Origin of the sequence: Actinomadura coerulea, from assembly GCF_014208105.1 — a bacterium.
Taxonomy (GTDB): domain Bacteria; phylum Actinomycetota; class Actinomycetes; order Streptosporangiales; family Streptosporangiaceae; genus Spirillospora; species Spirillospora coerulea.
Genome location: NZ_JACHMQ010000001.1, coordinates 1,016,993 through 1,042,522 on the forward strand (window position 1 = coordinate 1,016,993; position 25,530 = coordinate 1,042,522).

The following is a 25,530-nucleotide window of genomic DNA, read 5'->3' on the forward strand; positions in this document are numbered from 1 at the left end:
CCCTCATGCCCGCCTTCCCCATCTGAGGTCCGACAGGATTCTCGCGGCCTGGGTCTCCTCCGGCGTGTCGTCGAGCTCGACGCAGGCCCCCGCCCGGTGCGGGCGGAGCGAGGCGACGATCTCGCGGACGGGGGTGTCCTCGCACGTCGCCGGGCCCGTGAGCACCACGGTCAGCCGCAGCCGCCCGTCCGGACCCTGCCGGCGGAAGAAGTCGGACAGGCGGGCCGTGCGGGAGTCGAGGCCCGGGGGCCTCTTCGGGGCCTGGCCGTCGGTGAGCAGGACGATGTCCTGCTGCCCCCTGTCGAGATCGGCCGCCTCGACGATCTCGTCGAGCGGCTCGTCCCTGCCGGTCGCCGACATCGCCTGCAGGTTCCTCATCACCGTTTCCTTGTTCGCGGAGGCGGCGTCCTGCTCGACCCGGAAGTCGCCGAGCCTGATCGAGGGGGACGCGGCCGAGAACCGAAGGTCCACACGGTCGGTCGACTGGAGCTGCGACACCAGGCTCTGCAGGACGGCCGCCCCGCGACCGAGCCGCGAGCCGCCGTTCCCGCCGGAGGCGCTGCCCATCGATGTGGACGCGTCCACCATGAGATGGATCGAGCTCTTGGGACGCGCGTCTTTGATCCGATCCAGGGTCTCCTGGAATCCCGTCCGTCCGGGGGACGGCACTCGCTCCGGCAGCTCACCGTCTTCCAGGAAGGTCCGAAGACGGGGCAGGAAGTCGTGTTCCCTGTCCTCCGCGGGCGCCGAGGGCAGTTCACCGAAGCGGTCCCTGAACCCGCGCATGGTCAGGGGATTGTCCTTCAGCCAGCGCCGGAACTCGTTGACGGCGGAGTTCCGCTCCTTCGAGTCCTGCCCCTGCCAACGGACCTTGACGAAGGGGTAGTCGAGCAGCGGCAGGTCACTTGAGTAGTGCGGGTACAGCTGCCATTTCCTGTACTCCGGAACCCGATCGATGTGGTCGACCCTGTGGCAACGGTCGTCATCTCCGAGCGCGAGGCCCATGTTGTAGTCGTAGAGAACCTGCTCGGGGGCGAGCACCGCGACGTCGTCCGGGGGCCCGTCGCCGGACGCGGCCGTCTGGAGCCGGAAGCGGCACAGCAGCGACACCGCGTCCGGCGTGACGAGGTCCGCGGGCTCGGCGAACCGCTCGGCCTCCGCGGCCCTCGCGTCCCCTGGACGTCTCGGACCGTACAGCACGGGCGTCACCGCCAGGGCGGCTCCCGAGGTCTCCGGGACGGGGCGGGCGATGTTGCGGAGCCGGACGCCGGCATCCGCGATGCGCTTCAGCAGTACTTCCGTCGAAGACCTGGTGGAATCCGTACGCGGGTCGGCGACGGGCGCGTTGGCCTTGGGGAACAGCGCGAGCACCAGCGGCGACGTTCCGAGCGAACCGCAGAGTTCCAGGCTGTGGGTATCGTCATCGGACTGCTTCGCCGTAGGCGGACAGGACTGGGTCAGGCGTCGCCTCTCGGAGACGGCGGCGTGCGCGACGTATTCGTATTCGGCCGTCGATGACGGGATCCAGATATCGGGCTGCGGGCCGAACAGCCGCTCGTTCTCCCTCGATTCGCTGCTTCGCCACAGGCGGGCGAATCCTTCGGAGAGCGCGAGTGGGCCCGGTTCCGGGATGACGGTCACGCTGTACTTGCGGCAGCCCCGCTTTCCCGTGTCGGACTCGAACTCCTCGGCCGCCCCGCGCAGCGGGGTCAGCGCGTCCTGGGCGGTCAGCATGCGCAGTTCCAGCGGCTGGCCGCACGGCTGCGCGCCGTCCCACAGGCTGTACGCGCCGTAGCCCGCGAGAAGGACCAGGGACATCGTGGCCGCCCCGGCGAGCGTCCACGCGGTCGCGGTCGCACCCAGGCGCAGCGCCTTCCACGTCCATTCGAGGACGCCGTGCATCGTGCCGGGAAAGGCCACGAGCAGCAGGACGGTCGTGAGCATCACCGTGGCCATCGCCGCGAGGGCGTTCCACCAGGAGAACGCGTCGAAGATCCTCAGGCCGCCGCTGATGAGGAGGGTGCAGCATAAGTCGATCAGCAGGCCCTGGAGTATCCGCTCGGGCCACTCCTGCGTCTCGTCCCGGCGCTCGGGATTCCGGGACCCGTCACCGTCGTCCGGTCCGCTCATTCGTGCCCCATCGCCGCGCAGGTATTGACTTGTCGCCCCCCGGCAATCGCGACCTCATGATACGCAGCGCGATGCGGGGCGTCATGGGAAGTGACTGACCGAGGTCGGCCGATCTTGGTGGACCGTCGCCGGCGTCCCCGGGACGGCCTTGACGGGGGCGCCGGAGGGCCGGTCAGATGGAACCGAAGACCATTCGGTCGGCGGGTCCGGACCAGAGGAGAGCCGCATGGGCGTCGAGGGTGTCGGCTTCTACGAGATCGCGCGCAACGACCCGGACCGTCCCGCCGTGCTCGCCCCCGGCGTGCCGATGTCCTACGGCGAGCTGCACGCCGAGGTGAACCGGCTCTCCGGCGCACTGGCAGGGATCGGGGTGCGTCCCGGAGACACGCTGGCGACCGTGCTCGGCAACCGTCCCGAGTTCCTCACCGTCCTGCTCGCCGCGGTCCAGTCGGGCCTGTACCTGGTCCCGGTGAGCCGCCACCTGACCGCGCCCGAGATCGGCTACATCCTGGCCGACAGCGGCGCCAAGGCCGTCATCACCGAGAGCGTCCTGGCGGAGGCGGTGTCCGGCGCGGCCGACGAGGCGGGCGTCCCGGCCGGGGGACGGGTGAGCGTCGACGGCGGCGACGGGTACCGGTCGATGGCCGCGCTCTGCGCGACGGGCAGCGCGGAGCCGCCCGCCGAACGGCGGATGGGCTCGGTGATGCTCTACACCTCCGGGACGACGGGACGGCCGAAGGGCGTCCGGCGGCCGATGCTCGACATCGCGCCCGAGGTGCTGATCGACATCATGCGGCGGACGCTGGGGCGGCACCTCGGGCTGGAGCCCGGCGACGAGGTGCACCTCGCCGTCGGGCCGCTCTACCACTCCGCGCCATGCGTCCACGCGATGATGGCGCTGAACCTCGGCCACGCCGTCGTCGTCGCCCCGCGGTTCCACCCCGAGCACACCCTGGAACTGATCCAGCGGCACGGCGTCACCAACACGTTCATGGTGCCGACGATGTTCCACCGGATGCTGGCCCTGCCGGACGGCGTCCGCGCCCGGTACGACCTGTCGACGCTGCGGCAGGTGTACCACAGCGCCGCGCCCGTCCCCGTGGAGACGAAGCAGAAGATGATGCAGTGGTGGGGGCCGGTCCTCTACGAGTACTACGGCTCCACCGAGAGCGGCCCGGTCGTCGTCGCGACCCCGCACGAGTGGCTCGCCCGTCCCGGGACGGTGGGACGCGCGGTCGACGGCGTGCGGATCAGGATCCTCGACCCGGAGGGCGCCGAACTGCCGCCGGGGGAGACCGGCCTCATCTACGCCTCGGGGCAGCCGGGGTTCGAGTACCACGGCGACCCGGCCAAGACCGCCGCCGCCATGCGGGGCGACTACTACACCCCCGGCGACCTGGGCCGCCTCGACGAGGACGGCTGGCTCTACATGAGCGACCGCCGCACCGACCTCATCATCTCCGGCGGCGTCAACGTCTATCCCGCCGAGATCGAGTCCGTGCTCCTCCAGCACCCGGCGGTCGCCGACGTCGCCGTCATCGGCGTCCCGGACGACGACTGGGGGCAGCGCGTCGTCGCGCTCGTCGAGCCCGCCGAGGACGCCGGCCCGGGGGAGGGGCTCGCCGCGGAACTGCTCGCGCACTGCGAGCCCAGGCTGGCGAAACTGAAGCACCCCCGGCGCGTGGAGTTCCGCGAATCGCTGCCGCGAACGCCGTCCGGCAAACTCAGCCGCCGCCGCGTACGGGACGACTACCTGCGCGAACACGCGGACTGACGCCGCCGGGACGGACGGCCGCGATTCGTCGCCGCGAACGTCGAACGCCTCCTGGCCCCCACGCGTACAACGGCACATGGAAGACCAGAAGGTCGCCCCGTTCGACAACGTCGCCCCGCCCCCCGCCGCTCCGACGCAGATCGACCTTCCCGTCGTCACCGACCCCGCCGCCTATGCCGGAGGCGGCGACCCGGCGGACCCGCGCGGGCCCTCCGGCGCGCTGCCGGACGTTCCGCCGACCGGCCCAGGGGAGATGCCGGACCCCGAAGACGACCGTGCCGGGACCGCACGCCTCGGTGACCCGGTCGCGGTCTGGCCGTGCGCCGGCTGCGGACGGCCCGTGCCGCAGCCGGCGCGCGGCGCCCGCACCGTCCGCTACTGCCGCGACGGCGACGGCGCGTGCGAGCGGGCCGCGCGCGAGAGCCGGGAGCGCGGGCTGGAGTCGCCCGGCCTCACCGGCCAGGTCGCCTGGACGTGGGAGGTGGTCGACCGGCTGGAGGGCCTCGCCGACCGGCTCGCCGGATCGCTGGCCTCCGAGCTGAGCGTCGCCGGCGTCGAGCGGCGGATCGCCGAGGCCCGCGCCGACGCCGCCGGGCTCGTCGCGATCGCGCAGCGGGAGCGCGACGCGTCCCAGCGGCAGGCCGAGGCGGCGTGGCGCGAGACGGCCACCGCCCGCGCCCGCGCCGAGGCCGCCGAGCAGGAGGCGGCGTCCGCCCGTGCCGAGGCCGAGCGGCTCGCGGCCGAGCGGGACGCCGCGCGGCGGGAGCGCCGGGAGGCCAGGGACGACGCCGACGGCGCGGGCGCCGCCCGCCTCGCCGCCGAGCGCGAACGCGACCGGGTGGCCGCGCGGGAGGGCGAGCTCCTGGCCTCCCTGGAGAGCGCCCGCGCCGAACTCGTCGCCCTGCACGGGCGGCTGTCGGAGGCCGAGACCCTCGTCGAGGGGCAGCGCGTCGAGGCCGCCGCCGCCACCCGCGCCGCCGAGGACCTGCGCTCGGCCGTCCGCGACGCCGAGGCCAAGCGGGGGCAGGCCGTCGCCGACCTCGACCAGGTCCAGGCGCGGGCCCGCGAGCTGGAGCGGCACAACTGGCAGCTCGCCCGCGCCGCCGAGGAGCTGCGCGCCGGGGTGCGGGCGCTGACCGCCGAGCGGGACGCCGCGCGTGCCGAGGCCGAGCGCGCGCGCCGCCGCGTCGACGCGCTCACCGCCCTGTCGGAGGGGCGCGCGGATCCGGGCCCGGCCGGTCCGCGGCCGGTCGTCGACCGGGAACCGCCGACCGGGGTGCACTCCCTGCCGCCGGTGAACGGTTCCCTGCTGGACGGCGGCGACCCGCTCGCCACCGATCCCCTGCGCCGCACCGGCGGCGGCGGACACAACGGACATCGCCTTCCCCACGCCGGCTGACCGTCATGCCGGCCGCACGACGCACGTGAAGGAGGTGAGGCACGACCCCGCACTGCACTGGCCCTGAGGCCGGCCGTCGTACCGCACCGGGGTGGTACGGCGGCCGGCTAGCCGCGTGCCTCCAGCCGGGCGGCGTAGTCCAGGGCCCCGGCGCGGACGGCGGCGTGCACCGTCCGCGCGATGCGCGCACCCCAGGTGGAGCGGGGCCCGGCGAAGACCTCCGGCGTCCCCCCGGTCGCCGCCGCGACGCAGATCGCGTCGGACGCCGTGCCCGTGCACGGGAAGCCCGCTTCGAGCAGCGCCTGCGTCTTGGCCTCGGTCGCGGTGACGACCGCGTTCACCAGCGCCGCGTCGCTCATCCCGACGGGGACGGCGACCACGATGTTGATCGTCCCGGGCCTCCGGGCGGGGGTTCGGTCCCCCTCCAGCGGGGCCAGCTCGGGATCGGGCGTCCCGGCGGGCGCGGCCGCCCAGGTCGGGACGCGCAGCCCGACCGTCGCCGACACGCTCACGCCCTCGCCGTCCCGCCGTACCGTGCGCGCCACCGACGCCGCCGTGAGCATCCCGACGCCGGGGCCCTCCAGCCCGTTCGCCGCCGCGAGCTCGGCGAGGTGCGCGACCGGGTCGGTGCGCGCGTAGGCGCCGGGCACCTGGGCGTTCAGCACCCAGCGGGCCGGGCCGATGCCGCCGCCCAGCATCGCCGAGGAGATCATCCGATGGCCGGGGCCGGCCCGCCACACCGTCGAGGCGAGCCGCCTGCCGTCCTCCACCCGCCACACCGTCTCGAGGTTCACGGACGCTCCAGCGACAGGATCGGCCGGCCGCCCGGCCCGGGGGCGACGCTCACGCGGGCGCCGAAGTGCTCCTCGACGGCGTCGCGGGTGAGGACGAGATCCGGCGGGCCCGACGCCGCGACCCGTCCGCCGGAGAGGAGGACGAGCCCGTCGGCGTACTGCCCGGCGAGCGTCAGGTCGTGGATCGTGGTCACCACCGTCAGCCCGTCCGACAGCCGCAGCCGGTCGATCAGCTCCATCACCTGCTGCTGGTGGCCGATGTCGAGCGCGGTCGTCGGCTCGTCCAGCAGCAGCACCGAGGTCTGCTGCGCGAGCGCGCGGGCCAGCACGACGCGCTGCCGCTCACCGCCGGACAGGTGGTCCAGGGGCCGGGCCGCGAAGGGGGTGAGGCCCAGCCGGTCGAGGACCTCTCCGGTGATGGCCCGGTCGCGGGAGCTCTCCCGGCCCAGATGCGGGACGTAGGGGGAGCGTCCCAGCAGGGTGTAGTCGTACACCGTCATGCCCACCGGAAGGTTCGGGCTCTGCGGGGCGTAGGCGACGAGCCGGGCGCGCTGCCTCGGCTTCAGCGACTGCAGGTCCGCGTCCGCGAGGGTGATCTCGCCACGGGACGGGACGAGGCCGAGGACCGCGCGCAGCAGCGTCGACTTCCCCGCGCCGTTCGGCCCGATGACCGCCGTCCACGACCCGGCCGGGACCTCCAGCGAGACGCCCCTCAGCACCGGCCGCCCGCCGAGCGCGACGTCCAGGCCCCGCACCGCGACGGTCACGTCTCCACCTGCCGGCGGGACGCGCGCAGCACCGCGACGAAGAACGGCCCGCCGACGAACGCCGTCACCACGCCCAGCGGGAGCTCCCCGGGCCTGATCAGCGTCCGCGCCACGAGGTCGGCCACCTCCAGGAAGGCCGCGCCGCCCAGCAGCGACAGCGGCAGCACGATCCGGTACGACCCGCCCGCCAGCCGCCGCACCAGGTGCGGGACGACGATGCCGACGAACGCGATCAGCCCGCTCACCGCGACCGCCGACGCGGTCGCCAGCGACGCCGCCACCAGCACCGTCAGCCGGACCCGCGCCGCCGACAGGCCGAGCGAGGCCGCCTCCTCGTCGCCGACGCTCAGCACGTCCAGGAGCCGGCCGTGGGCGAGCAGCACCACGGTGGAGACCAGCGCGTACGGGAAGACGAGCGCCAGCTGGTGCCAGTCGGCCGACCCGACCCCGCCGAGGATCCACGAGTAGATCCGCTGCAGCTCCTCCGCCTTCATCTGCTGGATCAACGTCTGCACCGCGGCGAGGAAGGACGACACCGCGACGCCGGCCAGCACGAGCGTCGCCGTCCCGTTCCCTCGCCCCGTCGCCGCGCTGCCCAGCAGGTAGGCGAGGGCCACCCCGCAGATCGCGCCGGCGAACGCCGCCAGCGGCACCCCGTAACCGGGGTCGCCCGGCACCAGCGCGATGACCAGCGTCGCCCCGACCCCCGCGCCCGCAGCCGCGCCCAGCAGGTACGGGTCGGCGAGGGGGTTGCGGAAGACCCCCTGGTATCCGGCGCCCGCGACGGCGAGCATCCCGCCGACCAGCGCCGCCATCAGCGCCCTCGGCACCCGCAGCTGGAACAGCACGTTCTCGTCGATGACGCCGAGCCCGCTGTCGGCGTGCACGAACGGGATCCGGTCGGCCAGCGCCTTCAGGACCCCGCCGACGGGCAGCCCGGCCGAGCCCACCAGCACCCCCGCCAGCAGCGCGGCGAGCAGCAGCCCGACCGCCACCGCCAGCGGCAGCGGGCGCAGCCTGGCCTGGCTCCCCGGGCCGGGCGGTGCGCCGTCAAGGCCCGAACCTGCGAGATCGCCGGAGCGCCTTCCCGCCTCGGAGGGCGCGTCGTCGCGTCCGCCTGCGACCTCGGGCGCCTGCTCACGCCCGGAGACGTCTTCGGGACGCGTGCGGACGTCCGGGGACGTCCCGGCCGCGTCCTCGGTGGCGGCCGGGACGTCCCCGGTGTGCGGTCGACGCCTGCTCACGGGCGGGCGTCCTCGGCGGCAGCGGTCACTGAACCTTCTGCACCGCGTCGCCGATCGCCTTGACGAACTCCGCCAGGCGCGGCCCCCAGCGGGAGGCGATGTCGTCGTCGAGCTCCACCACGCCGCCGTGCCCGACCGCGTCCAGGTCCGACCAGCCGGGGCGCTTGGTGAGGGCGGCGGCGTTCTGCCCGCAGCACTTGGTGTCGGCCAGGAAGATCAGGTCGGGGTCCTGCTTGAGCAGGTACTCGCGGGACAGCTGCGGGTAGCCGCCGGACGCCTTGTCGGCCTTGTCGGCGATGTTCTGCAGGCCGAACATCCCGTACACCTGGCCGACGAAGGTCTTGGACGACACCGAGTGGAGCTGGTTGTCCAGCTCGTGGTAGTACGTGAGGCTCTTGGCCTTGGACGACGCGGCCACCGTCTTCTGGATGTCCGCGCGCATGCCGTCGGTGACCTTCTTCGCCTCGGCCTGGTGCCCGGTGGCCTGCCCGAGGTCCCCGATCTCGTCGTAGGCCTCGTCGAGGTTCTTCGCCGCCGGCTCCAGCAGGACCGGGACCTTCACCTTCTCCAGCGCCTTGACGATGCCGTCCATGTCGTCCGACAGCACGACGAGGTCCGGCTTGTAGGCGATGATCGCCTCGGCGTTCGGCTTGAAGCCCGACAGCTTGGTCCGCGGGGCGGCGGCGGGGTGGTTGGAGTAGGCGTCCACCGCGACCACCTGCGGCCCGGCGCCGATGGCGAAGAGCGTCTCGGTGTGCGTGGGGGACAGGGAGACGATGCGCTTCGGCGCGGCCGGGACGGACACCGCCCCGTTGGCGGCCTGGACGGTGACGGTCTTCGCGTCCGGCTCGGCGCCGGACCCGCCGTCGTCGCCGCCGCATGCGGTGGCGAACGTGACGATGCCGATCGCCATCACCGCGCCCAAGGTGCGTACGGGTCTCAAAGGAGCCTCCTGGCTGGTGCAGGGAAGCCGCGGCCCGTCATGACGGATCGCCCTTCCACGAGGTCGACAATCGTCGGCGCGCGAGGAGGCGACCTGGCTCGGCCACTTCGAGAGGGGCACCACAGTTGCGGGACAGCGCCGGATTTTCCACCGGACTTCGCTCCTGGCGCGCAGCATCGCAACGGTATCAGCCACCGAATGCTGATCTGTCGGATTGTGCGGAGTGAGCACTCACTTCGGTCTTGACGGAGTGAGTACTCACTCCGTACCGTGGCGGCCATGGAGGACAGAAGCCGCCGCCGCGCCCCCGGAATGAGCCCGGAGCAGCGCCGCGAAATGATCATCCGGACGGCGCTGCCGCTCGTCGCCGAGCACGGCATGTCCGTCACCACCGCACAGATCGCCCGCACGGCCGGCATCGGCGAGGCGACGATCTTCCGCGTCTTCGCCGACAAGGACGAGCTGCTGGACGCCTGCGTCGCCGAGGCGCTGCGGACCGACCACGTCCTCGCGGAGATCGGCGCGATCCCGCTCGACCAGCCGCTGCCCGCGCGGCTCGCCGAGGCCGCCGCCGCGATCGACGCCTACCTCGCCCGCATGGGCCTGGTGATCGGCGCCCTGCACGCCTCCGGACGGCGCGCGCGCCGCGAGCCCGGCGACGGCGAGCCGGGCCCCGACCGCGCGGCCGCCATGACCCGCACCCGCGAGGCGCTGGCCGAGCTGTTCGAACCCGAACGCGACCGGCTGCGCCTGCCCGTCGAGCAGATCGCGGGCCTGTTCATGGGCTTCGTGTTCAGCCGGGCCCGGCCCGCCGCCGGCCCCGACGCGCCGCCCCTGTCCGTCGAGGAGTACCTGGACGTCTTCCTGCACGGCGCTCTCAAGGAAGGAACCGCCGCATGACGATCACCCTGAACCACGCGAGCGTGACGGCCGCCGACAACGACGAGGCGGCCCGCTTCTTCGCCGCCGTCATGGGCCTGGAGTACACCGGCCCGCACCCGCACGCGCGGCACTTCGTCCCGATCCGCGTGAACGAGGGGCTCACCCTCGACTTCATGACCGTCGCCTACCCGCAGGGCCACCACCTCGCCTTCGACGTGGACGCGGCCACCTTCGACGCGGTCGTGGACCGCCTCGACGCCCGCGAGATCCCCTACGGCGACGACCCCGCCCACGCCGACAGCGGCCGCGTCGCCGAGAACCACCCGCTCGGCGGCCGCGGCCTGTACTTCTCCGACTCCAGCGGCAACCTCTACGAGCTCATCTCGCCGTGACCGTCTTCAGGAACGCCCGCGTGCGCCGGTCGCCCGGCATGTACTCGGCGGCGACGAAATCGGTGACGCCCGCCTCGGACAGCTCCGCCAGCCTCGCCGCCACCGCGTCCTCGTCCCCGACGACGGCCATGTCCTTCGGCCCCTCCACGCCTTCCCGGTCCATCATCGCCCGGTAGGACGGCAGCACCCCGTACACCTCGAAGGTCTCCCCGGCCTGCTCCCGCGCGCGCTCCACGTCACCGGTGACGCACACGGGCAGGACGCACACGACGCGCGGCGCGTCCCGTCCGGCCGCCTCGGCCGCCGCCGTGATGGTCGGCACGATGTGCTCGCGGACGGTGACGGGGCCGGTCATCCACAGCACCGTCCCGTCCGCCCGCTCCGCCGCCAGCTTCAGCATCTTCGGGCCGAGCGCGGCCAGCAGCAGCGGCACCCGCCCCTCGTTCGGCACGCTCAACCCGATGTTGCCGCTCAGCGTCTCGCCCGTGAAGGAGGCGTTCTCCCCTTCGAGCAGCGGCGCCAGCACCGAGAGGTACTCGTCCATGTGCCGCAGCGGCCTGCCGAAGTCGTACCCGTACATGTCCTCGATGACGATCTTGTGGGACAGCCCGACGCCGAGGGTGAACCGTCCCCGCAGCGCCAGCGCGGTCGTCCTCGCCTGCTGCGCCAGCACGGCCGGATGCCGCGGATACGTCGGCACCACCGCCGTCCCCAGCTCGATCCCGGACACCCCGCTCCCCGCCACGGCCAGCGCGGTCAGCGCGTCCACCCCGAAGATCTGCGACATCCACGCCGAGGAGAACCCGTCGTCCGCCGCGCGCCGCACGTCGTCCGCCAGCTTCCCCAGCGCCTCGACCCCGCCCCGCTCGTTGAGCAGCACACCGACCCGCACCAGGACCTCCCAGAGAGATAACCAGACCCTTACACGACCTTCTCCCTACCTAAGCGCCCCGCCCCGGCCGCCACAAGCGGGACACCCGGCAGGCCGGAAGCCCGGCACCCGGGAGGTGCCGGGCTTCCGGCCCGCTGTCAGGACCGGGCGGGAAGGCGGTCGGCGACCTCGACCCGCAGGACGGTGGTCTTCACCTCTCCGGCGCCGCTCTCGGCCGTGCCGATCCAGTCCCCGCCGCCGGGGCGGGGCGTGACTGGAGGGACGGCCCGTCCAAGCTTCCATTGCTCTACTGCAACTGGCGCGCACAATGCGCATGCGTCGTGCCGTCTACCGGGTGCTGTCGGCACTGCCAGGGCACCGCCTTCGCAGCCTGTGTTCAGCTGCCTTCGGGGTCGCCGGCGTGGGGGGCGTGTTCCCGGGCCAGTTTCCGGTCGTTGTCGGCCCACCTGCGATGGCGGGCGGCTGACTGGAGGTGCAGTTCCGCCTCTTCGGGGTGGACGGTGGCCATCTCCTCCAGGAGCAACGCGGCGCGGTCGTGGGCCCGCGCCGACGAGACCATCGCCTGCTGCGCGTACTCCTCGGCCTCGCGCCTGCACTCCGAGGCCGACGCGGAGGCTTCGGGACCGTCCGGCAGCCGCGTCGCCGCGCCGCGTTCGCCGGCTCGCCGCGCACGGCGCGCCTTCACCCCAAGCGTGCGGTCTTCGCTGTCCATACCAGCCAATCCGACGACAAAGCCCGTCGACCAACCAGCCCACCAGACACGCTTGTCTTCTACCCGGCACCATGTCCTTTCAGCCCACTCCGGGGGACACATACCTAATCCGTCATTTCCCTATGGACGGCCATGGGGGCACGGAGGTCCGGGACAACGTGCCGGACGAAAGACGGGTCGAGGGGGCGGCAGTAAAAGTGTTGACGTTCGCGGCATCTTTGTGACCTTGAGCTGGGAAGGAAGGGAGTCGTCTTTGGTGCGGGCGTCATTTCCGGCCGGGAAACAGTGGCCTCCTTGGCCGTCCGTGACCATGGAGCCGGTCCGCGGTCGGCTTCGCCGACGCGTCCGGGAGGGTGCTCCTCCGGACATCGCAGCCGATGAGCGATCATTGAAGCGTGGTGACTCCCGAACCGCTCACCCTCTACACCGCCGACGGTGTCCGGATCGACGCGGGCCACACGCCTTTCGACGGCGAGGTCTGCTTCGTCCTGGCGCACGGCTTCACCTGCTCGTGGCGCCAGCCCGCGCTGCGCCGGATCGCCGCGGCCCTCGGCCGGCACGGCGGAGTGATCGGGCTCGACCTCCGCGGGCACGGCCGGTCGGGCGGCCACTCCACGGTCGGAGACCGCGAGGTGCTCGACGTCGACGCGGCGGTCGCGGCGGCCCGCCGGCGGGGATACGAGCGGATCGTCACGACGGGGTTCTCCATGGGCGGCGCCGTCGTCGTCAGGCACGCGGCGTTGCACGGCGGGGTGGACGCCGTGATCTCGGTCAGCGCGCCCGCACGCTGGTACTACCGCGGAACGGTGCCGATGCGGCGCGTGCACTGGGTGATCGAACGGCGTGCGGGGCGGATGGCGGTCCGCCTGGCGCGCGGCACGCGGATCGCGCCCAAGGGCTGGGATCCCGTACCGGAGGCACCGCACGAGGTCGCCGGACGGATCGCCCCGGTGCCGCTGCTGGTCGTCCACGGGGCCTCGGACGCGTTCTTCCCCGTCGAACACGGCCAGCAGCTTTACGAGGCGGCGTCCGACCCGAAGGAACTGTGGATAGAACCGTCCTTCGGCCACGCCGAGGTCGCGGCCGCTCCTGACCTGATCAACCGCATGGCCGTATGGGCGGCGAAGGCGGTCTCCGCAATGCCGGCTCCGCCGGTCCCGACTGGTGAACCGCCCGAGCGCCGAACTCGCGACTAGCGTTTCACCTGGGAAAACTCGAAGTTATCCACATTCTCGGGGCCGCCCGCCCCGGAACCGCCGGGCGAGGCATCATCCATTCCATGGACGGATTCACCCTCACCTGGAAGCGAACGGCCGCCGGCACGATCATTCCCATCGGACCGGACGCCTACTTCGTCCCCGTCAGAGGCGCCGGGCTTGCCGCACGCGCCGCGGCGTTGAGCGGCGTCCTTCCCCCGGAAGTCGTCATCGCTCGGCGTACGGCCGCATGGATTTGGGGTCTGGACGTATTGCCCCCGGGAGTGAACGAGCTCGACTGGGACGTCGATCTCATCAGTTCACGAGCCCGCGAGGGGCCGCCGGCCCCCGTCCCGGTCACCGCCGACAACGTCGAACTGCCGCCCGACCATGTAGTGAAGGAATCCGATGTACGCCTCACGTGCCCGGTCCGCACCGCACTCGACTGCGCCCGCTGGCTCCCCCGCTACGAGGCGGTCGCGGCCCTCGACCAGTTCCTGCGGCGAGACGTCGACGCCGGCGAACTCACCGCGATGGCCCGGACCGGCTACCGCGAGTTCCGCGTGGGTCTCGAATACGACGGCGAACGCCACCACACCGGCCGAGAGGCCAGGGCCCACGACGCGCACCGCCGAGACTGGCTCGCCAAGGAGATGGGCTGGGAGGTCATCCCCATCACCAAGAACTTCTTGACCCGCCCCGCCCCCTACCTGGGGGCCCTCCTGACGGCGCTGCACCAGCGCGGCTGGCGACCCGACAACGCCACGATGGAGCACATGGCCGCCCGCCTGGCGCACCTCGAACGCCGCCCGCACTGAACGTCAAGAGTCTCCGATGTCGGACGGTTCTCCGTCGTCGAGGAGATGGACCAGCCGCTTGGGGGCGATGAGCCGGTAACTGTCCTCGATCAGCTCGGCCATCTCATCCCAGTCGTGGTCGACGTCGAGCCGTGCGCCGACCCAGCCCTTCGCGCCCACGTACTTCGGGACGAAGAAGCGCTCGGGCGCCTCCGCGCCCAGAGCCTCCTGCACGCCTGCCCCGGCCTTGAACGTCAAGGACAGGCCGTCCTCGGAGGTCATCGCGAACAGCTTGTCGCGAACACGGAAGGAGGGAGCCGTGTGACCGCCGAAAGGCTTCTCCGTCACCTCCGGCAACGACATGCAGATCTCTCGAATCCTGGTCACGGCGTCAAAGTCGTTCATCGCCGATTCCTCCTTCTCCAGGCGACATGACCGCGGGGCGGCTGCTCGATGAGGCAGGCGTGACGCCGCAGCACACAGAACTCGTTCCTTTCGGCTCCGCGAGCACGATCCACGGCACGTCGGCGGACGGGCCGATGTCGGCGCGGCGGGCACCGAGGGCGAGGATGCGCCGCACCTCTGCCTCTTGGTCGTCCGGGTCGAGGTCTATGTGCAAGCGGTTCTTCGCGGGTCTTCGTGCCGTCGTCCCGGATGAAGCACAACCCGGGATAGGCGTGCGGGTCCGCGCCGCCGATGACCTCGTCGTCCGATCGGTAGAGGACCGGCTGGTTGAGGACGGCCGCCCAGAACCCGGCGGGCGCCGACGGCTCACGAGGGTCGATGACCAGGTGAGAGAAGCGCGATGCCATCCCCAGAGGCTAGCCGCAGGGTGTGACGCCGCGAAGAGGGCGAAAGCGCTGGCATGTCCGGTGATGGACGCGGCCCTGGGAAGCGGAGGGCGTCCACTCCGGCGGCGCCGAAGCCTGCTCCTCACCGGATCCTCACCGCCCCGGCAATACGGCAGAGCCCAGTCCTTCCACTCTGCGGAAGGAGACTTCTGAACCAAACTGCTCGCAAGGTTCCGAGAGAACGCGTTGATGGCCTGAGGCCAGGTTCGCTCCCCTGGGCGTGCACGGCGTCTCAACGGGCGTGCGCGCTTGGCGCGCCCCCTTGGCGTCCGCGGTTGGCATGTGGGTGGGGGTTGTGGGTGGTTTGTGGGGGCGTTTGGGTGTTACGGAGTGGGGTGTAGGGCTTGGTGGAGGGCGGCGGTGCGGTCGGCGGTCATGCGTTGGGTGATGGGGGCTTCTGTGATCATGGTGGAGCCGTGGAAGGTGCCGGGGTAGTGGTGCAGTTCGGTCGGGACGCCCGCCTGGATCAGGCTCTGCGCGTAGGCCAGGCCCTCGTCGCGCAGCGGGTCGAACTCGCAGGTCGTGACGTAGGCGGGCGGCAGCCCTGACAGGTCCTCGGCGCGGGCGGGGGCCGCGTAGGGGGAGACGCCGTCGGTGCCCCGGACGCCCTTGCCCAGGTAGTAGTCCCAGCTGAGCTCGGCGTTGGGGCGGTGCCAGATCGGTGTGTCGGTGAAGGCGCGCATGGACGGGGTGTCGAGCCGGTCGTCCAGTTCCGGGACGCCGAGGAACTGGAAGCGCAGCGGAGGGCCGCCCCGGTCGCGGGCGAGGAGGGCGACGGCCGCGGACAGTCCGCCGCCCGCGCTCTCGCCGCCCACCGCCAGCCGGTCCGGGTCGATCCCGAGGCCGGCGGTGTTCGCGGCGGTCCAGGTGAGGGCGGCATAGCAGTCTTCGAGTCCGGCCGGGAAGGGGTGTTCGGGAGCGAGGCGGTACTCGACGGAGACCACCACGGCGCCGACCTCTGCAGCGAGAGCGGTCGCCTCGTCGGAGGACATGTCGATGCCGCCCAGGACGAATCCGCCCCCGTGGATGTGGACGAGCCCGGGGAGGACGCCGGTCCGGTTCGCCGGCGCGTAGACGCGAAGCGCGATGTCCGGTGCGTTCCGCGGCCCGGGAATGGTGAGGTCGCGGGTCTCGACTGGTGCGGGAGGGACGTATTCCGGCGTACCGGCGAACAGGTCCTTCTCGTCCCGGCGGGTCTGCTCGATGTCGACGATCGAGAGGCGCGGGATCCGTGCCATCCACGGGAGGAGGTCCGGATCGTAGGCGTAGGGCACCTCGGGGCTCCTTTCGGCAGGGGCGCCACCAGTGTCGGACGATTCGCGCCTCCTGCCCAGCCGGCTTCCGAGCACCGGTCTCACCGATCCGTTATTGCCAGACTGATCATCCGTAGGCAGCCTCTGAGGTATGGGAGACGCGAACCCCACCGTCCTTGCCCGGGCTCCCGCCGCCGCGCGCGGTGACGGGAGGCGGCGATGAGCTTTTCCGAGTACCTCTCCGAACGCTGGCCCGAGATCGCCCGGATGATGGGCGAGCACGCCGAGGTGGTCCTGATCGCCGTCGCCGTCGCGGCGGTGGTCGGGATCGGGCTCGGCGTCGCGGTCGAGGGGCGGCCGAGGGCGAGGGGGCTGGCGCTCGGCGTCACCGGCACCATGCTGACCGTCCCGTCGCTCGCGCTGTTCGGGCTGCTCATCCCGCTGTTCGGGCTGGGCCTGGCCCCCACGATCACCGCGTTGGCGCTGTACGCGGTGTTCCCGATCCTGCGCAACACCATCACCGGGCTGGACGGTGTGCCGGGCGCGGTGGAGGAGGCGGCGCGGGGGATGGGGATGAGCCCGCTGAGCCGGATGGTGCGGGTCAGGCTGCCGCTGGCCTGGCCGGTCGTGCTCACCGGCGTCCGGGTCGCCACGATCATGACGGTGGCGATCGCGGCGATCGCCGCCGCCGTGGCCGGGCCGGGGCTGGGCGAGCTGATCTTCGGGGGGCTGTCGCGCATCGGCGGCGCCAACGCGCTGAACGACACCCTCGCCGGAACGCTCGGCGTCGCCGTCCTGGCGCTCGCCCTGGACGCGCTGTTCGTCCTGCTGTCCCGGCTCACGACCTCCAGGGGGCTGCGATGACCGAACCCGCCGCGACCGAGACCACGCGCGCCGCCCCGGCCGGACGGGAGATGATCCGGCTGGAGGGCGTCACCAAGCGGTATCCCGGGCAGGACGCCCCGGCCGTCGGCGATCTCACGCTCAGCGTCCGGGACGGGGAGATCGTCGTGCTGCTGGGCCCGTCCGGCTGCGGCAAGACGACCACGCTGCGCCTGATCAACCGGCTGATCGAACCGACCTCGGGCCGCATCCTGCTCGACGGGGAGGACGTCACCCGGGCCGACCCCGACCGGCTGCGCCGCCGCATCGGCTACGTGATCCAGCAGGTCGGGCTGTTCCCGCACATGACGATCGCCGCGAACGTCGGGGTCATCCCGCGGACGCTCGGCTGGGACGGCGGGCGCGTCCGCGCCCGCGTCGACGAGCTGCTCGACATGGTCGGGCTCGATCCCGGCACCTACCGCGGCCGGTACCCGAAGGAGCTGTCGGGCGGGCAGCAGCAGCGCGTCGGGGTCGCCCGCGCCCTCGCCGCCGACCCGCCCGCGATGCTGATGGACGAGCCGTTCGGCGCACTCGACCCCGTCACGCGGGAGCGGCTCCAGGACCACTTCCTGGAGCTCCAGGCCCGGATCGGCAAGACGATCGTGCTGGTCACGCACGACCTCGACGAGGCGCTGAAGCTCGGCGACCGGATCGCGATCCTCGGGCAGGGGGCGAGACTCGTGCAGTACGACACGCCCGCGGCGATCCTCGCCGAGCCGGCCGACGGGTTCGTCGCGGAGTTCGTCGGAGCGGGCGCCGCGATGCGGCGGCTGCGGCTGGTGGAGGTCGGCTCGATCGGGTTGCTGCCCGCCGGGGAGGGGGCCCCGGCCGCGACCGTCCGCGCCGGCCAGTCCCTGTACGAGGCCCTCGACGCGATGCTCCGCGCCGGGGCGGAGACCGCCACCGTCCTGGACGAGGACGGCCGCCCCGCGGGCGCGGTCTCGTGGTCGGCGATCGTCCGGCAGACCCCGGAGCCGAGGCCGTGACCGTCACGGCGGTGCCGGAGCGGACCGGCGACGAGACCGCCGGGCGCTCCCTCGCCGGGCTCCTCGTCACCCCCGTGTTCCTCGCCGCGGTGTCGGCGGCGCTCTACCTCTACGTGCGCGGCCTGGACCTCGACGCGATCGAGCGCAGGTCCCTCGGCCGGTCCGAGATCACCCACCAGTTCCTCCAGCACGTCAGGCTGGTCGCGGTGTCCACGGCGCTGGTCCTCGCGATCGCGGTCCCGCTCGGCGTGCTGCTGACCCGGCCGCCGCTGGACCGGCTGTCGGCGCCGTTCCTCGCGCTCGCCAACGTGGGGCAGGCCGTCCCGTCCATCGGGGTGCTGGTCCTGCTCGCCGTCACGGTCGGCATCGGCTTCCAGAAGGCGGTGGTCGCGCTCATCCTGGTGTCCGCCCTGCCGGTCCTGCGCAACACGATGGTCGGCCTCCGCGGCGTCGACCGGTCGCTCATCGAGGCGGGGCGCGGCATCGGCCTGTCCAGGGCGGCGGTCCTGTTCCGCGTCGAGCTGCCCCTCGCCGTCCCGGTGATCCTCGCCAGCGTCCGGGTCGCGGTGATCCTCAACGTGGGCAGCGCGACGCTGGCCGCGTTCACCAACGCGGGCGGTCTCGGCGACCTCATCAACACCGGCATCTCCCTCAACCGGACCCCGATCCTGCTCACCGGAAGCGTCCTGACCGCCGTGCTCGCGATGGCGGCCGACTGGCTGATCGGCATCGTCGAGCTCGTCCTGCGCCCCCGCGGCCTCTGAACACCCGAGGAGAGTCACCATGCGCAAGCTTTCCGCCGCCGCTTCCCTCGCCGCCGTCGCCCTGACCGCGGGCTGCTTCAGCTCCACCGGCACCGACGCCAAGGCCGGGAGCCTGGCCGAGGGCAACTCCCTGAAGGGCGTCACCCTCACCGTCGGGTCCAAGGAGTTCACCGAGCAGCTCGTCCTCTGCCAGGTCACCGCCCTCGCGCTGCGCTCGGCGGGAGCGACCGTCAAGGAGAAGTGCGGGCTCCAGGGCAGCAACACCACGCGGGCCGCGCTGACGTCCGGCAGCATCGACATGTACTGGGAGTACACGGGCACCGCGTGGGTCAACTACCTCAAGCAGACCGAGCCGATCGGCGACCCGGCCCGGCAGTACGCCGCCGTCGCGGAACAGGACCTCGCGAAGAACAAGGTGAAGTGGCTGGCCCCGGCGCCCGCCAACAACACCTACGCCCTCGCGGTGAAGACGACGACCATGCGGCGGCTCGGGATCGCGGACCTGTCGGGCTACGCGCGGCTGGCGAAGAGCGACCCGTCGAAGGCGTCCACGTGCGTGGCGAGCGAGTTCGCGGGACGCAGCGACGGGTGGCCAGGCCTGCAGAAGGCCTACGGGTTCAGCCTTCCGAAGTCCGACGTGGCGACCCTGGCCGAGGGCGCCATCTACGACGCCGTCGGGAAGGGCAAGCCGTGCGCGTTCGGCGAGGTCGCCACCACCGACGGGCGCATCAAGGCGCTCGGCCTGACCCCGGTACCGGACGACAAGAAGTTCTTCCCCGTCTACAACCCGGCCCTCACCGTCCGGGAGTCGGTCTACAGGGACGACCCCGCCGTCGAGAAGATCGTGAAGCCGATCGCCGCGGCGCTCACCGACGCGGTCCTGCGGGAGCTCAACGGCGAGGTCGACATCAAGGGCGAGCAGCCCTCCAGGGTCGCCGAGACGTGGCTGAAGTCGAAGGGCTTCATCGGCGGGTAGCCGCCCGGCGTCACACCATGTACTGGTCGTGGCGCCGGTACAGGTCCGTCCACTCCTCGTCGCCGAGCCGCCGGCCCGTCGCGGCGATCTCGGCGAGCTCCTCGAAGTAGGCCTCGCGGGGAGCGCCCGGAGTGAAGAGCAGGAGCATCGCCGCCGGCTCGCCCGACTCGTTGCGGAACCCGTGCACGCCGCCCTCGGGGACGAAGAGGAAGTCGCCGGCCGAGGTGTCCTTCCAGCCCGTCCCGTCGTGCAGCCGGACCGTCCCGGACAGGATGTAGAACGACTCGGTGATCGTCCGGTGGTAGTGCGGCATCGGACCGGAGGGCCTCGGCCCCATCTCCCAGCGGTAGAGGCCGAACGCGCCGTTCGTCGAGCCGCCGGTGCCCAGGTAGTGCACCCGCGTCCCGCGGTGGACGCCGTCGGTGTCGGCCGCGCCGATGAGCAGGTCGGGCTCCGCCCCGCCGGGGCGGAGCGTCGCGCTGCTCTCGCCGCCGTCGCCGAAGTAGCGGGCATCGGGATAGGTCATGGCTACACCACCAGGTTCAGTAGGAGGACGAACACGAGGCCGCACACCGAGATCACGGCCTCCATCAAAGACCACGTCCTGATGTTCTGCCCGACACCGAGCCCGAAATCTCCGTGACCTGCCAGAAGCCGCGTCGAGCCGGTGTCGACGGCGGCTCCCGCCGGACGCTTCTGGAGGCGCCCGGCAACGTGATGGCAGGCGCGCTGGGCGGTGATGCCGGAGCCCGGCCGGGCGGTCAGAACAGCGTCGGAGGCTCCGCCGGGACGGGCTCGGGCAGCGGCTCCAGTCCGGGCACGCGGGCCCTGACCTCGTCGTGGAAGCGCCGGGCGAGCTCGGGCGCGTCGGCGTTGTCCGGCGTGTGGACGAACACGGTCGGCGAGCGTCCCTCGGCCAGCCATCCGGCGACGCGGCCGACCCAGAAGCGCCAGCCCTCGACGGTGCGCTCGGTGTCGTCCCGCCCCAGGTAGCGGACGATCGGACGGTCCGTGAGCGCCTCCGCCCTGCGGGGCACCCGCGGCTTCTTCGTCCAGGCGTCGCGCTCGGCGTCGCTGGTCGGCCGGCTCTGGAAGAACGCGGTCGTGTCGAACGGGACCCACTCGGCCCCGGCCTGGGACAGGACCCGCTCAAGGTCGCGCACGGATCCCGCGTCCTCGAAGAACGCGCGGTGACGCACCTCGACGGCGTACCTGTGCGCCGGGGGCAGCCCGCGCAGGAACGCCGCCAGTGTTCCGAGGTCGCCGGGGGCGAAAGAGCCGGGGAGCTGCACCCACAGTGCGTGCGCCCGCGACCGGAGCGGCTCGATCGCGTGCAGGAAGGCCCGCAGTTCCTCCCCGCCCCCGGCGAGCCGCCGCTCGTGTGTGATCGTTTTAGGGAGTTTGAGCACGAACCGGAAGCCGGGCCCGGTCTGCTCCGCCCACGACTCCACGGTGCTCCGCGCGGGCGTCGCGTAGAAGGTGGTGTTGCCCTCCACCGCGTTGCACCAGCTCGCATAGGCGCGCAGCCGCTCGCCCGGAGGCAGCGACGGCGCGACGAACCGCCCCTGCCACCGCGCGTGAGTCCACATCGCGCACCCCACATGAAGCCGCATGCCCCGACGCTACCGGTGATCGAGGCCCCTGGATCCCGGCCCCGGAGCGCGGGCGCCCGTGCTCGCGGCGGTACTCCAGGGCCGGCGGCCGAGGGGTCCCCCCAGACTCTTCGGCCGCCGGGCCGGCGGACCGCTGGGGAACGCCGGCGGACGGGGTCCGGGCCGCCACGGAATCGCGGGAGCCGCGCGCTCACCCTCCCGTCCGTGGGACGAGATCCCCCCGCGAGACGGACCTTCCCCCCGTCCGGTGATCCGGTGGAGCAGCGCCTCCCTCGTCCGCAGGGCGAGGTCGAGGTCGGACTCCATGGCGGCGCGGTCGGGGTGTCGGGCCAGCCTTCGACCGCGGTCCGCCCGGCCTCGATCGCGGCGTCGAGGTCCGGTTCGCCGCCGAGGTACTCGAACCGGGTCAGCAGGGTGTTGCCGAGGTTGGACAGGCAGAGGGCGCCCTCGGGGTCGCCCGGCCCGGCGGCCGCCACCGCCGCCCGGCCGAACGTGATCGACTCCTCCAGGTCGGACGGTGCTCCCGTCCGCTCGAACCGGGTCAGCAGCGCGCTGCTGAGGTTGGTCCGGCAGCGGCCGTACTCGGCGTGGCCCGGCCCGGTGGCGCCGGCCGCCAGCCGGAACAGCTCGACGGCCCGGTCCAGGTCGCCGGCGTCCCGCGAAGCGAGCGCTTCCCGGTAGAGCATGCGGCCGAGGCGCGCCAGCGGCCCGCCGCGGTGCAGATCAGGTCCACCGCGTCGGCGACGGCCCCGGGGGCCAGGACCAGAGTCGCATCACCCTCGGCGTTGAACCGGTCGACCCGCTCCCGCACCTGTGCGAGCAGACGCGTTCGCACCACCGACGCTCCAACCATTTCGACAGCCGGGGAGAAGCAGTGAGGAACCATAGCCGTTCGGCGGCGGGGAGTTCAGGGGAGGGCGGCGGCCAGGCGGGTGCGCAGGACGGGCATGCGTTCCGGGGCGGCGGCGAAGGTCGTGGGGACCTCCCGCTCGGCCAGGATCTCGAGGAGGATCGCGAGGTCCCGCGGGTCCTCCTCCGCCAGGAGTTCGTCGGCGCGGGCCACGGTCAGGGCGGGCTGGTCGAGGTCGCGCAGGCAGTCGAGCAACGCGTCCCAGTTGTGTCCGAAGTAGTCCGGGAGGTCCAGGGCCCGCGCCGCCTCATGGAAGAAGGCGGCGCGGGTGCGGCACGCGTGCCCGTCGACGGCCCCGGGCACCGGATCGCTGGTCAGTGTCAGCCAGTGCGGCGGCGAGGTCATCGGACGGGTCCGTTCCTAGGAGAGCTTGTAGAAGTTGGAGTAGTGGTCCGGCGAGAAGTAGACGGTGCCGGTGCTGCTGTGGACGATCCGGTAGGCGTCGCGCGAGGCGCCCTTCGTCCGCGAGTAGACGTCGTACTCGTGGTAGGACACGCCGGCCGGGAGTTGGCCGTCGTAGTTGTGGTAGACGCCGCCGGTGTAGTTGTACAGGCCGTCCGGCCAGGAGTACCAGCCCGAGCTGGACGGCCAGCCCTTGCCGGCCCACACCGAGGCGGCGTACCGGCCGTCGGAGCAGCGTGAGATCGTGCAGGAGCCGTGGACCGCGGCGCCTGCCGGGACGGTGGCGGTGACGCCTGTCGCGCACGTCGCGGCCACCAGGGTGACGGCGGCTCGTTTCGTCCAGGACGGCCGGGAGCGCTGCCTGAGCACAGGTACCTCCTACGAACGAGTGCGTCCCGAAGGGGACGCTTCCCTGGACCCGGACCGCGCCCGGATCGAGGGCGACCAGCCGCCATGATGACCTTGCGGATGGGCGTAGTCGATACAAAGCCGTCAAGTTTCTATGAACAGGATCTGACGCCACAACTGGGACTTAGTGTCCTTGACCGGACGGCACGCGGGTCCGAGGCCGTGGTTCGCCAGGGTCAGCGCAGCTCCTGGATGCGGATCAGGTTGCCCGCGGGATCGCGGAACGCGCAGTCGCGCACCCCGTACGGCTGCTCGATCGGCTCCTGGACGACCTCGGCCCCCGCGGCCTGCACCCTGTCGAAGGTGTCGTCGAGGTCGGGGGAGGCGAGCAGGATCCAGCCGTAGGTCCCCTTGGCCATCATCTCGGCGATGGTGCGGCGCTCGTCGTCGGTGATGCCGGGATCGGTGGCCGGCGGCGCGAGCAGGATCGAGGTGTCGGGCTGCTTGGGCGGCCCGACCGTGATCCAGCGCATCCTGCCGCCGCCCACGTCGTTGCGGACCTCGAAGCCGAGCGCGTCCCGGTAGAAGGCCAGCGAGGCGTCCGGGTCGTCGTGCGGGAGGAAGCTCGTGTGGATGGTGATGTCCATGCCGCTCACGCTAGCCGCGGCTTCTTCACGCGCGCTTCTCGATTCCTGACCGGTCTCGCCCGCGGGCCGCAAGGGCATCGCAATGCGCCCGCGACGGCGCTCCCGGGCGGACGGCGATCGCCCGCCTGCCTCATGCGCCGGTCAGCAGGCCCCTGCGGAGGCGCTCCAGAGTCTGGGCCAGGAGGCGCGAGACGTGCATCTGGGAGATGCCGAGCTGCACGGCGATCTGGGACTGGGTCTTGTTGCCGAAGAACCGCAGCAGCACGATGGTGCGCTCCCGTTCGGGGAGGCCGTCCAGCAGCGGACGGAGCGCCTGGGCGTCGACGATGCCCTCCAGGTCGGGGTCGTCGGCGCCCAGGCTGTCGCCCAGTGTGCCGACGTCCTCCTCCTCGGAGCCGCCCGCGGGGGCGTCCAGGGACAGGGGGCGGTAGGCCTCGCCCGCCAGCAGCGCGTCGACCGTCTCCTCCAGGTCGAGGCCGAGCCGTCCGGCGAGTTCCGCGGGCGTGGGGGAGCGGCCGTGCGCGACGGTGAAGTCGGTCATGGCCCGGCGCAGCCGCGGGCGCAGCTCCTGCATGCGGCGCGAGACCCTGACCCCCCAGGTGCGGTCGCGGAAGTGCCGGCGGACCTCCCCGGTCACCACCGGGTAGGCGTAGGCCAGGAACCGGATGCCCCGGGTCGGGTCGAACCGGTTGATCGCGGAGACCAGGCCCACGTAGGCGGCCTGCTCCAGGTCCTCCACCGGTTCTCCGCGGCCGGCGTAGCGGCGCGCGACGCTGCGCACGAGGGCGGTGTTGAGCGTCACGATCTCCGCGCGGAGCCGCTCGCGGTCGGGGTCGTCCGGGGTCAGGCCGTGCAGCCGCTCCAGGAGGACATGGGTGCGCCGGTCGATCGATCGCTGCCTGTCGTCCGCCAAGGGTCGCCTCCCCCTTGCGGCGCACGGCGCACGGCCCGCAAGCCGCCCTCGGACGGGGGAGACGCCCCGCGCGACCGCCCTGATCTTTGCACTAGGCAATAATCTGTCGGTGGCGTGCTTACCCCGTCACGCCGGGCTCACACGGCACGTCGGGCACCTGTCGAGGGGGCCGGTCCGCGTCCGGCGCTAGCGGATGTGACGGTCGAGGAAGGCGCCGATCGCCCGGGCCACGGGCTCGGGGGCCTCCTCGGCCATGTGGTGGCCGGAGTCGATGGGGCCGCCGCGGACGTCGTCGGCCCACGCCCGCCAGATCTCCACCGGATCGCCGTAGATGTCCTCCAGGTCGTCGCGGGCCGACCACAGCACCAGCACCGGGCACCGGACGCGGCGCCCGGCACGGCGGTCGTCCTCGTCGTGCCTCCGGTCGACGCCCAGACCGGCCCGGTACTCCTCCAGCATGCCGTGCACGGTCGCCGGGTCGTGGACGGCCTCGCGGAAGTCGGCCCAGGCCTCCGGGGCCATGTGCTCGCCGGTCGTGGCGTACCAGGCGTCGGGGTCGGCGCTGATGATCCGCTCCGCCGGTTTGTCCGTCTGCCCGAAGAACCACCAGTGCCACCACCGCGCCGCGAAGCGGGCGTCGCAGCGCTCCAGGTGCTCCACCACCGGCAGCCCGTCCATGGGGACCAGCGCGGTGACGGCGGCGGGATGGTCCATCGCCGTCCGGAACGCCACGAGGGCTCCGCGGTCATGCCCCGCGACGGCGAACGCCTCGTGGCCGAGCGCCCGCATCAGGGCGACCATGTCCCCGGCCATCGCGCGCTTGGAGTAGGGCGAGTGGTCGGCGTCGGTCGGCGGCTTGGACGACTTCCCGTATCCGCGCAGGTCCGGGCACACCACAGTGAACCGGTCCGCGAGGAGCGGCGCGACCTTGTGCCAGGTGGCGTGCGTCCGGGGATGGCCGTGCAGCAGCAGGACGGGCGGTCCCGTCCCGCCGTGCCGCACCCTCAGGGTGACCTCGCCGACGTCGACGTGGTCGAGAGCGAAGCCGTCGAAGAACACG

At 72.6% G+C, this 25,530-nt stretch carries 27 protein-coding genes; 10 read left to right on the top strand and 17 right to left on the bottom strand.

Going from position 1 to position 25,530, the window contains the following annotated elements; genetic code table 11:
* Positions 1–3: 3 nt before the first annotated feature.
* Positions 4–2,130 (bottom strand): hypothetical protein, encoded by a 2,127-nt coding sequence (locus BKA00_RS04810; RefSeq protein ID WP_185023763.1) that lies wholly within the window; start codon positions 2,128–2,130, stop codon positions 4–6.
* A 226-nt stretch (positions 2,131–2,356) separates the two neighbouring features.
* Between BKA00_RS04810 and BKA00_RS04815 the strand changes: the two genes are divergently transcribed.
* Both BKA00_RS04815 and BKA00_RS04820 read left to right on the top strand, forming a co-directional pair.
* Complete coding sequence (locus BKA00_RS04815) at positions 2,357–3,904, top strand: AMP-binding protein (RefSeq protein WP_185023764.1); 1,548 nt, start codon at positions 2,357–2,359, stop codon at positions 3,902–3,904.
* A 76-nt stretch (positions 3,905–3,980) separates the two neighbouring features.
* Complete coding sequence (locus tag BKA00_RS04820; RefSeq protein WP_185023765.1) at positions 3,981–5,303, top strand: coiled-coil domain-containing protein; 1,323 nt, start codon at positions 3,981–3,983, stop codon at positions 5,301–5,303.
* Positions 5,304–5,410: 107 nt separating this feature from the next.
* Here BKA00_RS04820 and BKA00_RS04825 read toward each other — a convergent pair whose 3' ends face one another.
* From BKA00_RS04825 to BKA00_RS04840, 4 genes are all read right to left on the bottom strand, one after another.
* On the bottom strand, positions 5,411–6,097 hold the full coding sequence (locus tag BKA00_RS04825) for an adenosylcobinamide amidohydrolase (protein ID WP_230298928.1): 687 nt from the start codon (positions 6,095–6,097) through the stop codon (positions 5,411–5,413).
* Complete coding sequence (locus tag BKA00_RS04830) at positions 6,094–6,864, bottom strand: ABC transporter ATP-binding protein (protein ID WP_185023766.1); 771 nt, start codon at positions 6,862–6,864, stop codon at positions 6,094–6,096. Before BKA00_RS04830 ends, BKA00_RS04825 begins: the two co-directional genes overlap by 4 nt.
* Positions 6,861–7,880: a FecCD family ABC transporter permease gene (locus BKA00_RS04835; RefSeq protein WP_185033700.1), complete on the bottom strand. Its 1,020-nt coding sequence runs from the start codon at positions 7,878–7,880 to the stop codon at positions 6,861–6,863. The genes BKA00_RS04830 and BKA00_RS04835 overlap by 4 nt, the downstream gene beginning before the upstream one ends.
* 253 nt (positions 7,881–8,133) lie before the next feature.
* The gene (locus BKA00_RS04840) at positions 8,134–9,051 is read right to left on the bottom strand and encodes an ABC transporter substrate-binding protein (RefSeq protein ID WP_230298929.1); all 918 of its coding nucleotides are present in this window, start codon (positions 9,049–9,051) and stop codon (positions 8,134–8,136) included.
* A 279-nt stretch (positions 9,052–9,330) separates the two neighbouring features.
* On the opposite strand from BKA00_RS04840, the gene BKA00_RS04845 reads away from it, so the two are divergent.
* Positions 9,331–9,951, top strand: a complete 621-nt coding sequence (locus BKA00_RS04845; protein ID WP_230298930.1) for a TetR/AcrR family transcriptional regulator — start codon at positions 9,331–9,333, stop codon at positions 9,949–9,951.
* On the top strand, positions 9,948–10,325 hold the full coding sequence (locus BKA00_RS04850; RefSeq protein ID WP_185023767.1) for a VOC family protein: 378 nt from the start codon (positions 9,948–9,950) through the stop codon (positions 10,323–10,325). The genes BKA00_RS04845 and BKA00_RS04850 overlap by 4 nt, the downstream gene beginning before the upstream one ends.
* Here the strand turns inward: BKA00_RS04850 and BKA00_RS04855 are convergent.
* Together BKA00_RS04855 and BKA00_RS04860 are read right to left on the bottom strand one after the other, a co-directional pair.
* Complete coding sequence (locus BKA00_RS04855; RefSeq protein ID WP_185023768.1) at positions 10,312–11,217, bottom strand: LLM class F420-dependent oxidoreductase; 906 nt, start codon at positions 11,215–11,217, stop codon at positions 10,312–10,314. The two genes, BKA00_RS04850 and BKA00_RS04855, sit on opposite strands and share 14 nt — an antisense overlap.
* Positions 11,218–11,593: 376 nt before the next feature.
* Positions 11,594–11,929: a hypothetical protein gene (locus tag BKA00_RS04860; protein ID WP_185023769.1), complete on the bottom strand. Its 336-nt coding sequence runs from the start codon at positions 11,927–11,929 to the stop codon at positions 11,594–11,596.
* A gap of 395 nt (positions 11,930–12,324) precedes the next feature.
* On the opposite strand from BKA00_RS04860, the gene BKA00_RS04865 reads away from it, so the two are divergent.
* Both BKA00_RS04865 and BKA00_RS04870 read left to right on the top strand, forming a co-directional pair.
* Positions 12,325–13,125 (top strand): alpha/beta hydrolase, encoded by an 801-nt coding sequence (locus BKA00_RS04865; RefSeq protein WP_185023770.1) that lies wholly within the window; start codon positions 12,325–12,327, stop codon positions 13,123–13,125.
* 284 nt (positions 13,126–13,409) lie between these two features.
* On the top strand, positions 13,410–13,943 hold the full coding sequence (locus BKA00_RS04870; RefSeq protein ID WP_185023771.1) for a hypothetical protein: 534 nt from the start codon (positions 13,410–13,412) through the stop codon (positions 13,941–13,943).
* A gap of 3 nt (positions 13,944–13,946) precedes the next feature.
* Here BKA00_RS04870 and BKA00_RS04875 read toward each other — a convergent pair whose 3' ends face one another.
* The 3 genes from BKA00_RS04875 to BKA00_RS04885 all read right to left on the bottom strand — a co-directional run bounded on the left by BKA00_RS04875 (position 13,947) and on the right by BKA00_RS04885 (position 16,047).
* Positions 13,947–14,327, bottom strand: coding sequence for an MmcQ/YjbR family DNA-binding protein (locus tag BKA00_RS04875; RefSeq protein ID WP_185023772.1), 381 nt, complete (start codon positions 14,325–14,327; stop codon positions 13,947–13,949).
* Positions 14,314–14,859, bottom strand: a complete 546-nt coding sequence (locus tag BKA00_RS40255) for a VOC family protein (RefSeq protein WP_185023773.1) — start codon at positions 14,857–14,859, stop codon at positions 14,314–14,316. The genes BKA00_RS04875 and BKA00_RS40255 overlap by 14 nt, the downstream gene beginning before the upstream one ends.
* Before the next feature lie 237 nt (positions 14,860–15,096).
* Positions 15,097–16,047, bottom strand: a complete 951-nt coding sequence (locus tag BKA00_RS04885; RefSeq protein WP_185023774.1) for an alpha/beta hydrolase — start codon at positions 16,045–16,047, stop codon at positions 15,097–15,099.
* A 198-nt stretch (positions 16,048–16,245) separates the two neighbouring features.
* Between BKA00_RS04885 and BKA00_RS04890 the strand changes: the two genes are divergently transcribed.
* The 4 genes from BKA00_RS04890 to BKA00_RS04905 are packed head-to-tail and all read left to right on the top strand — an operon-like array spanning position 16,246 to position 19,637.
* Complete coding sequence (locus BKA00_RS04890) at positions 16,246–16,890, top strand: ABC transporter permease (RefSeq protein WP_185023775.1); 645 nt, start codon at positions 16,246–16,248, stop codon at positions 16,888–16,890.
* Positions 16,887–17,897 (top strand): ABC transporter ATP-binding protein, encoded by a 1,011-nt coding sequence (locus tag BKA00_RS04895; protein ID WP_230298931.1) that lies wholly within the window; start codon positions 16,887–16,889, stop codon positions 17,895–17,897. The genes BKA00_RS04890 and BKA00_RS04895 overlap by 4 nt, the downstream gene beginning before the upstream one ends.
* Positions 17,894–18,661 carry an ABC transporter permease gene (locus tag BKA00_RS04900; RefSeq protein ID WP_185023776.1) on the top strand — a complete coding sequence of 256 codons (768 nt, stop codon included), beginning with the start codon at positions 17,894–17,896 and terminating at the stop codon, positions 18,659–18,661. The genes BKA00_RS04895 and BKA00_RS04900 overlap by 4 nt, the downstream gene beginning before the upstream one ends.
* A 19-nt stretch (positions 18,662–18,680) precedes the next feature.
* A complete protein-coding gene (locus tag BKA00_RS04905) occupies positions 18,681–19,637 on the top strand; it encodes a glycine betaine ABC transporter substrate-binding protein (protein WP_185023777.1) in 957 nt (318 codons plus the stop codon).
* Between the two features lie 10 nt (positions 19,638–19,647).
* Here the strand turns inward: BKA00_RS04905 and BKA00_RS04910 are convergent, their stop codons facing one another.
* The 7 genes from BKA00_RS04910 to BKA00_RS04940 all read right to left on the bottom strand — a co-directional run bounded on the left by BKA00_RS04910 (position 19,648) and on the right by BKA00_RS04940 (position 25,529).
* Positions 19,648–20,163, bottom strand: a complete 516-nt coding sequence (locus BKA00_RS04910) for a cupin domain-containing protein (protein WP_185023778.1) — start codon at positions 20,161–20,163, stop codon at positions 19,648–19,650.
* Between the two features lie 235 nt (positions 20,164–20,398).
* Positions 20,399–21,250: a DUF72 domain-containing protein gene (locus BKA00_RS04915; protein ID WP_185023779.1), complete on the bottom strand. Its 852-nt coding sequence runs from the start codon at positions 21,248–21,250 to the stop codon at positions 20,399–20,401.
* Positions 21,251–22,157: 907 nt separating this feature from the next.
* Entirely contained in the window at positions 22,158–22,505 is a 348-nt protein-coding gene (locus tag BKA00_RS04920; protein ID WP_185023780.1) for a barstar family protein, read from the bottom strand.
* A 15-nt stretch (positions 22,506–22,520) separates the two neighbouring features.
* Positions 22,521–22,931 carry a ribonuclease domain-containing protein gene (locus tag BKA00_RS39685; protein ID WP_185023781.1) on the bottom strand — a complete coding sequence of 137 codons (411 nt, stop codon included), beginning with the start codon at positions 22,929–22,931 and terminating at the stop codon, positions 22,521–22,523.
* Positions 22,932–23,146: 215 nt separating this feature from the next.
* Entirely contained in the window at positions 23,147–23,557 is a 411-nt protein-coding gene (locus BKA00_RS04930; protein WP_185023782.1) for a VOC family protein, read from the bottom strand.
* Positions 23,558–23,687: 130 nt separating this feature from the next.
* On the bottom strand, positions 23,688–24,470 hold the full coding sequence (locus BKA00_RS04935) for a SigB/SigF/SigG family RNA polymerase sigma factor (protein WP_185023783.1): 783 nt from the start codon (positions 24,468–24,470) through the stop codon (positions 23,688–23,690).
* A 186-nt stretch (positions 24,471–24,656) separates the two neighbouring features.
* Positions 24,657–25,529, bottom strand: coding sequence for an alpha/beta fold hydrolase (locus tag BKA00_RS04940; RefSeq protein ID WP_185023784.1), 873 nt, complete (start codon positions 25,527–25,529; stop codon positions 24,657–24,659).
* Position 25,530 lies beyond the last annotated feature (1 nt).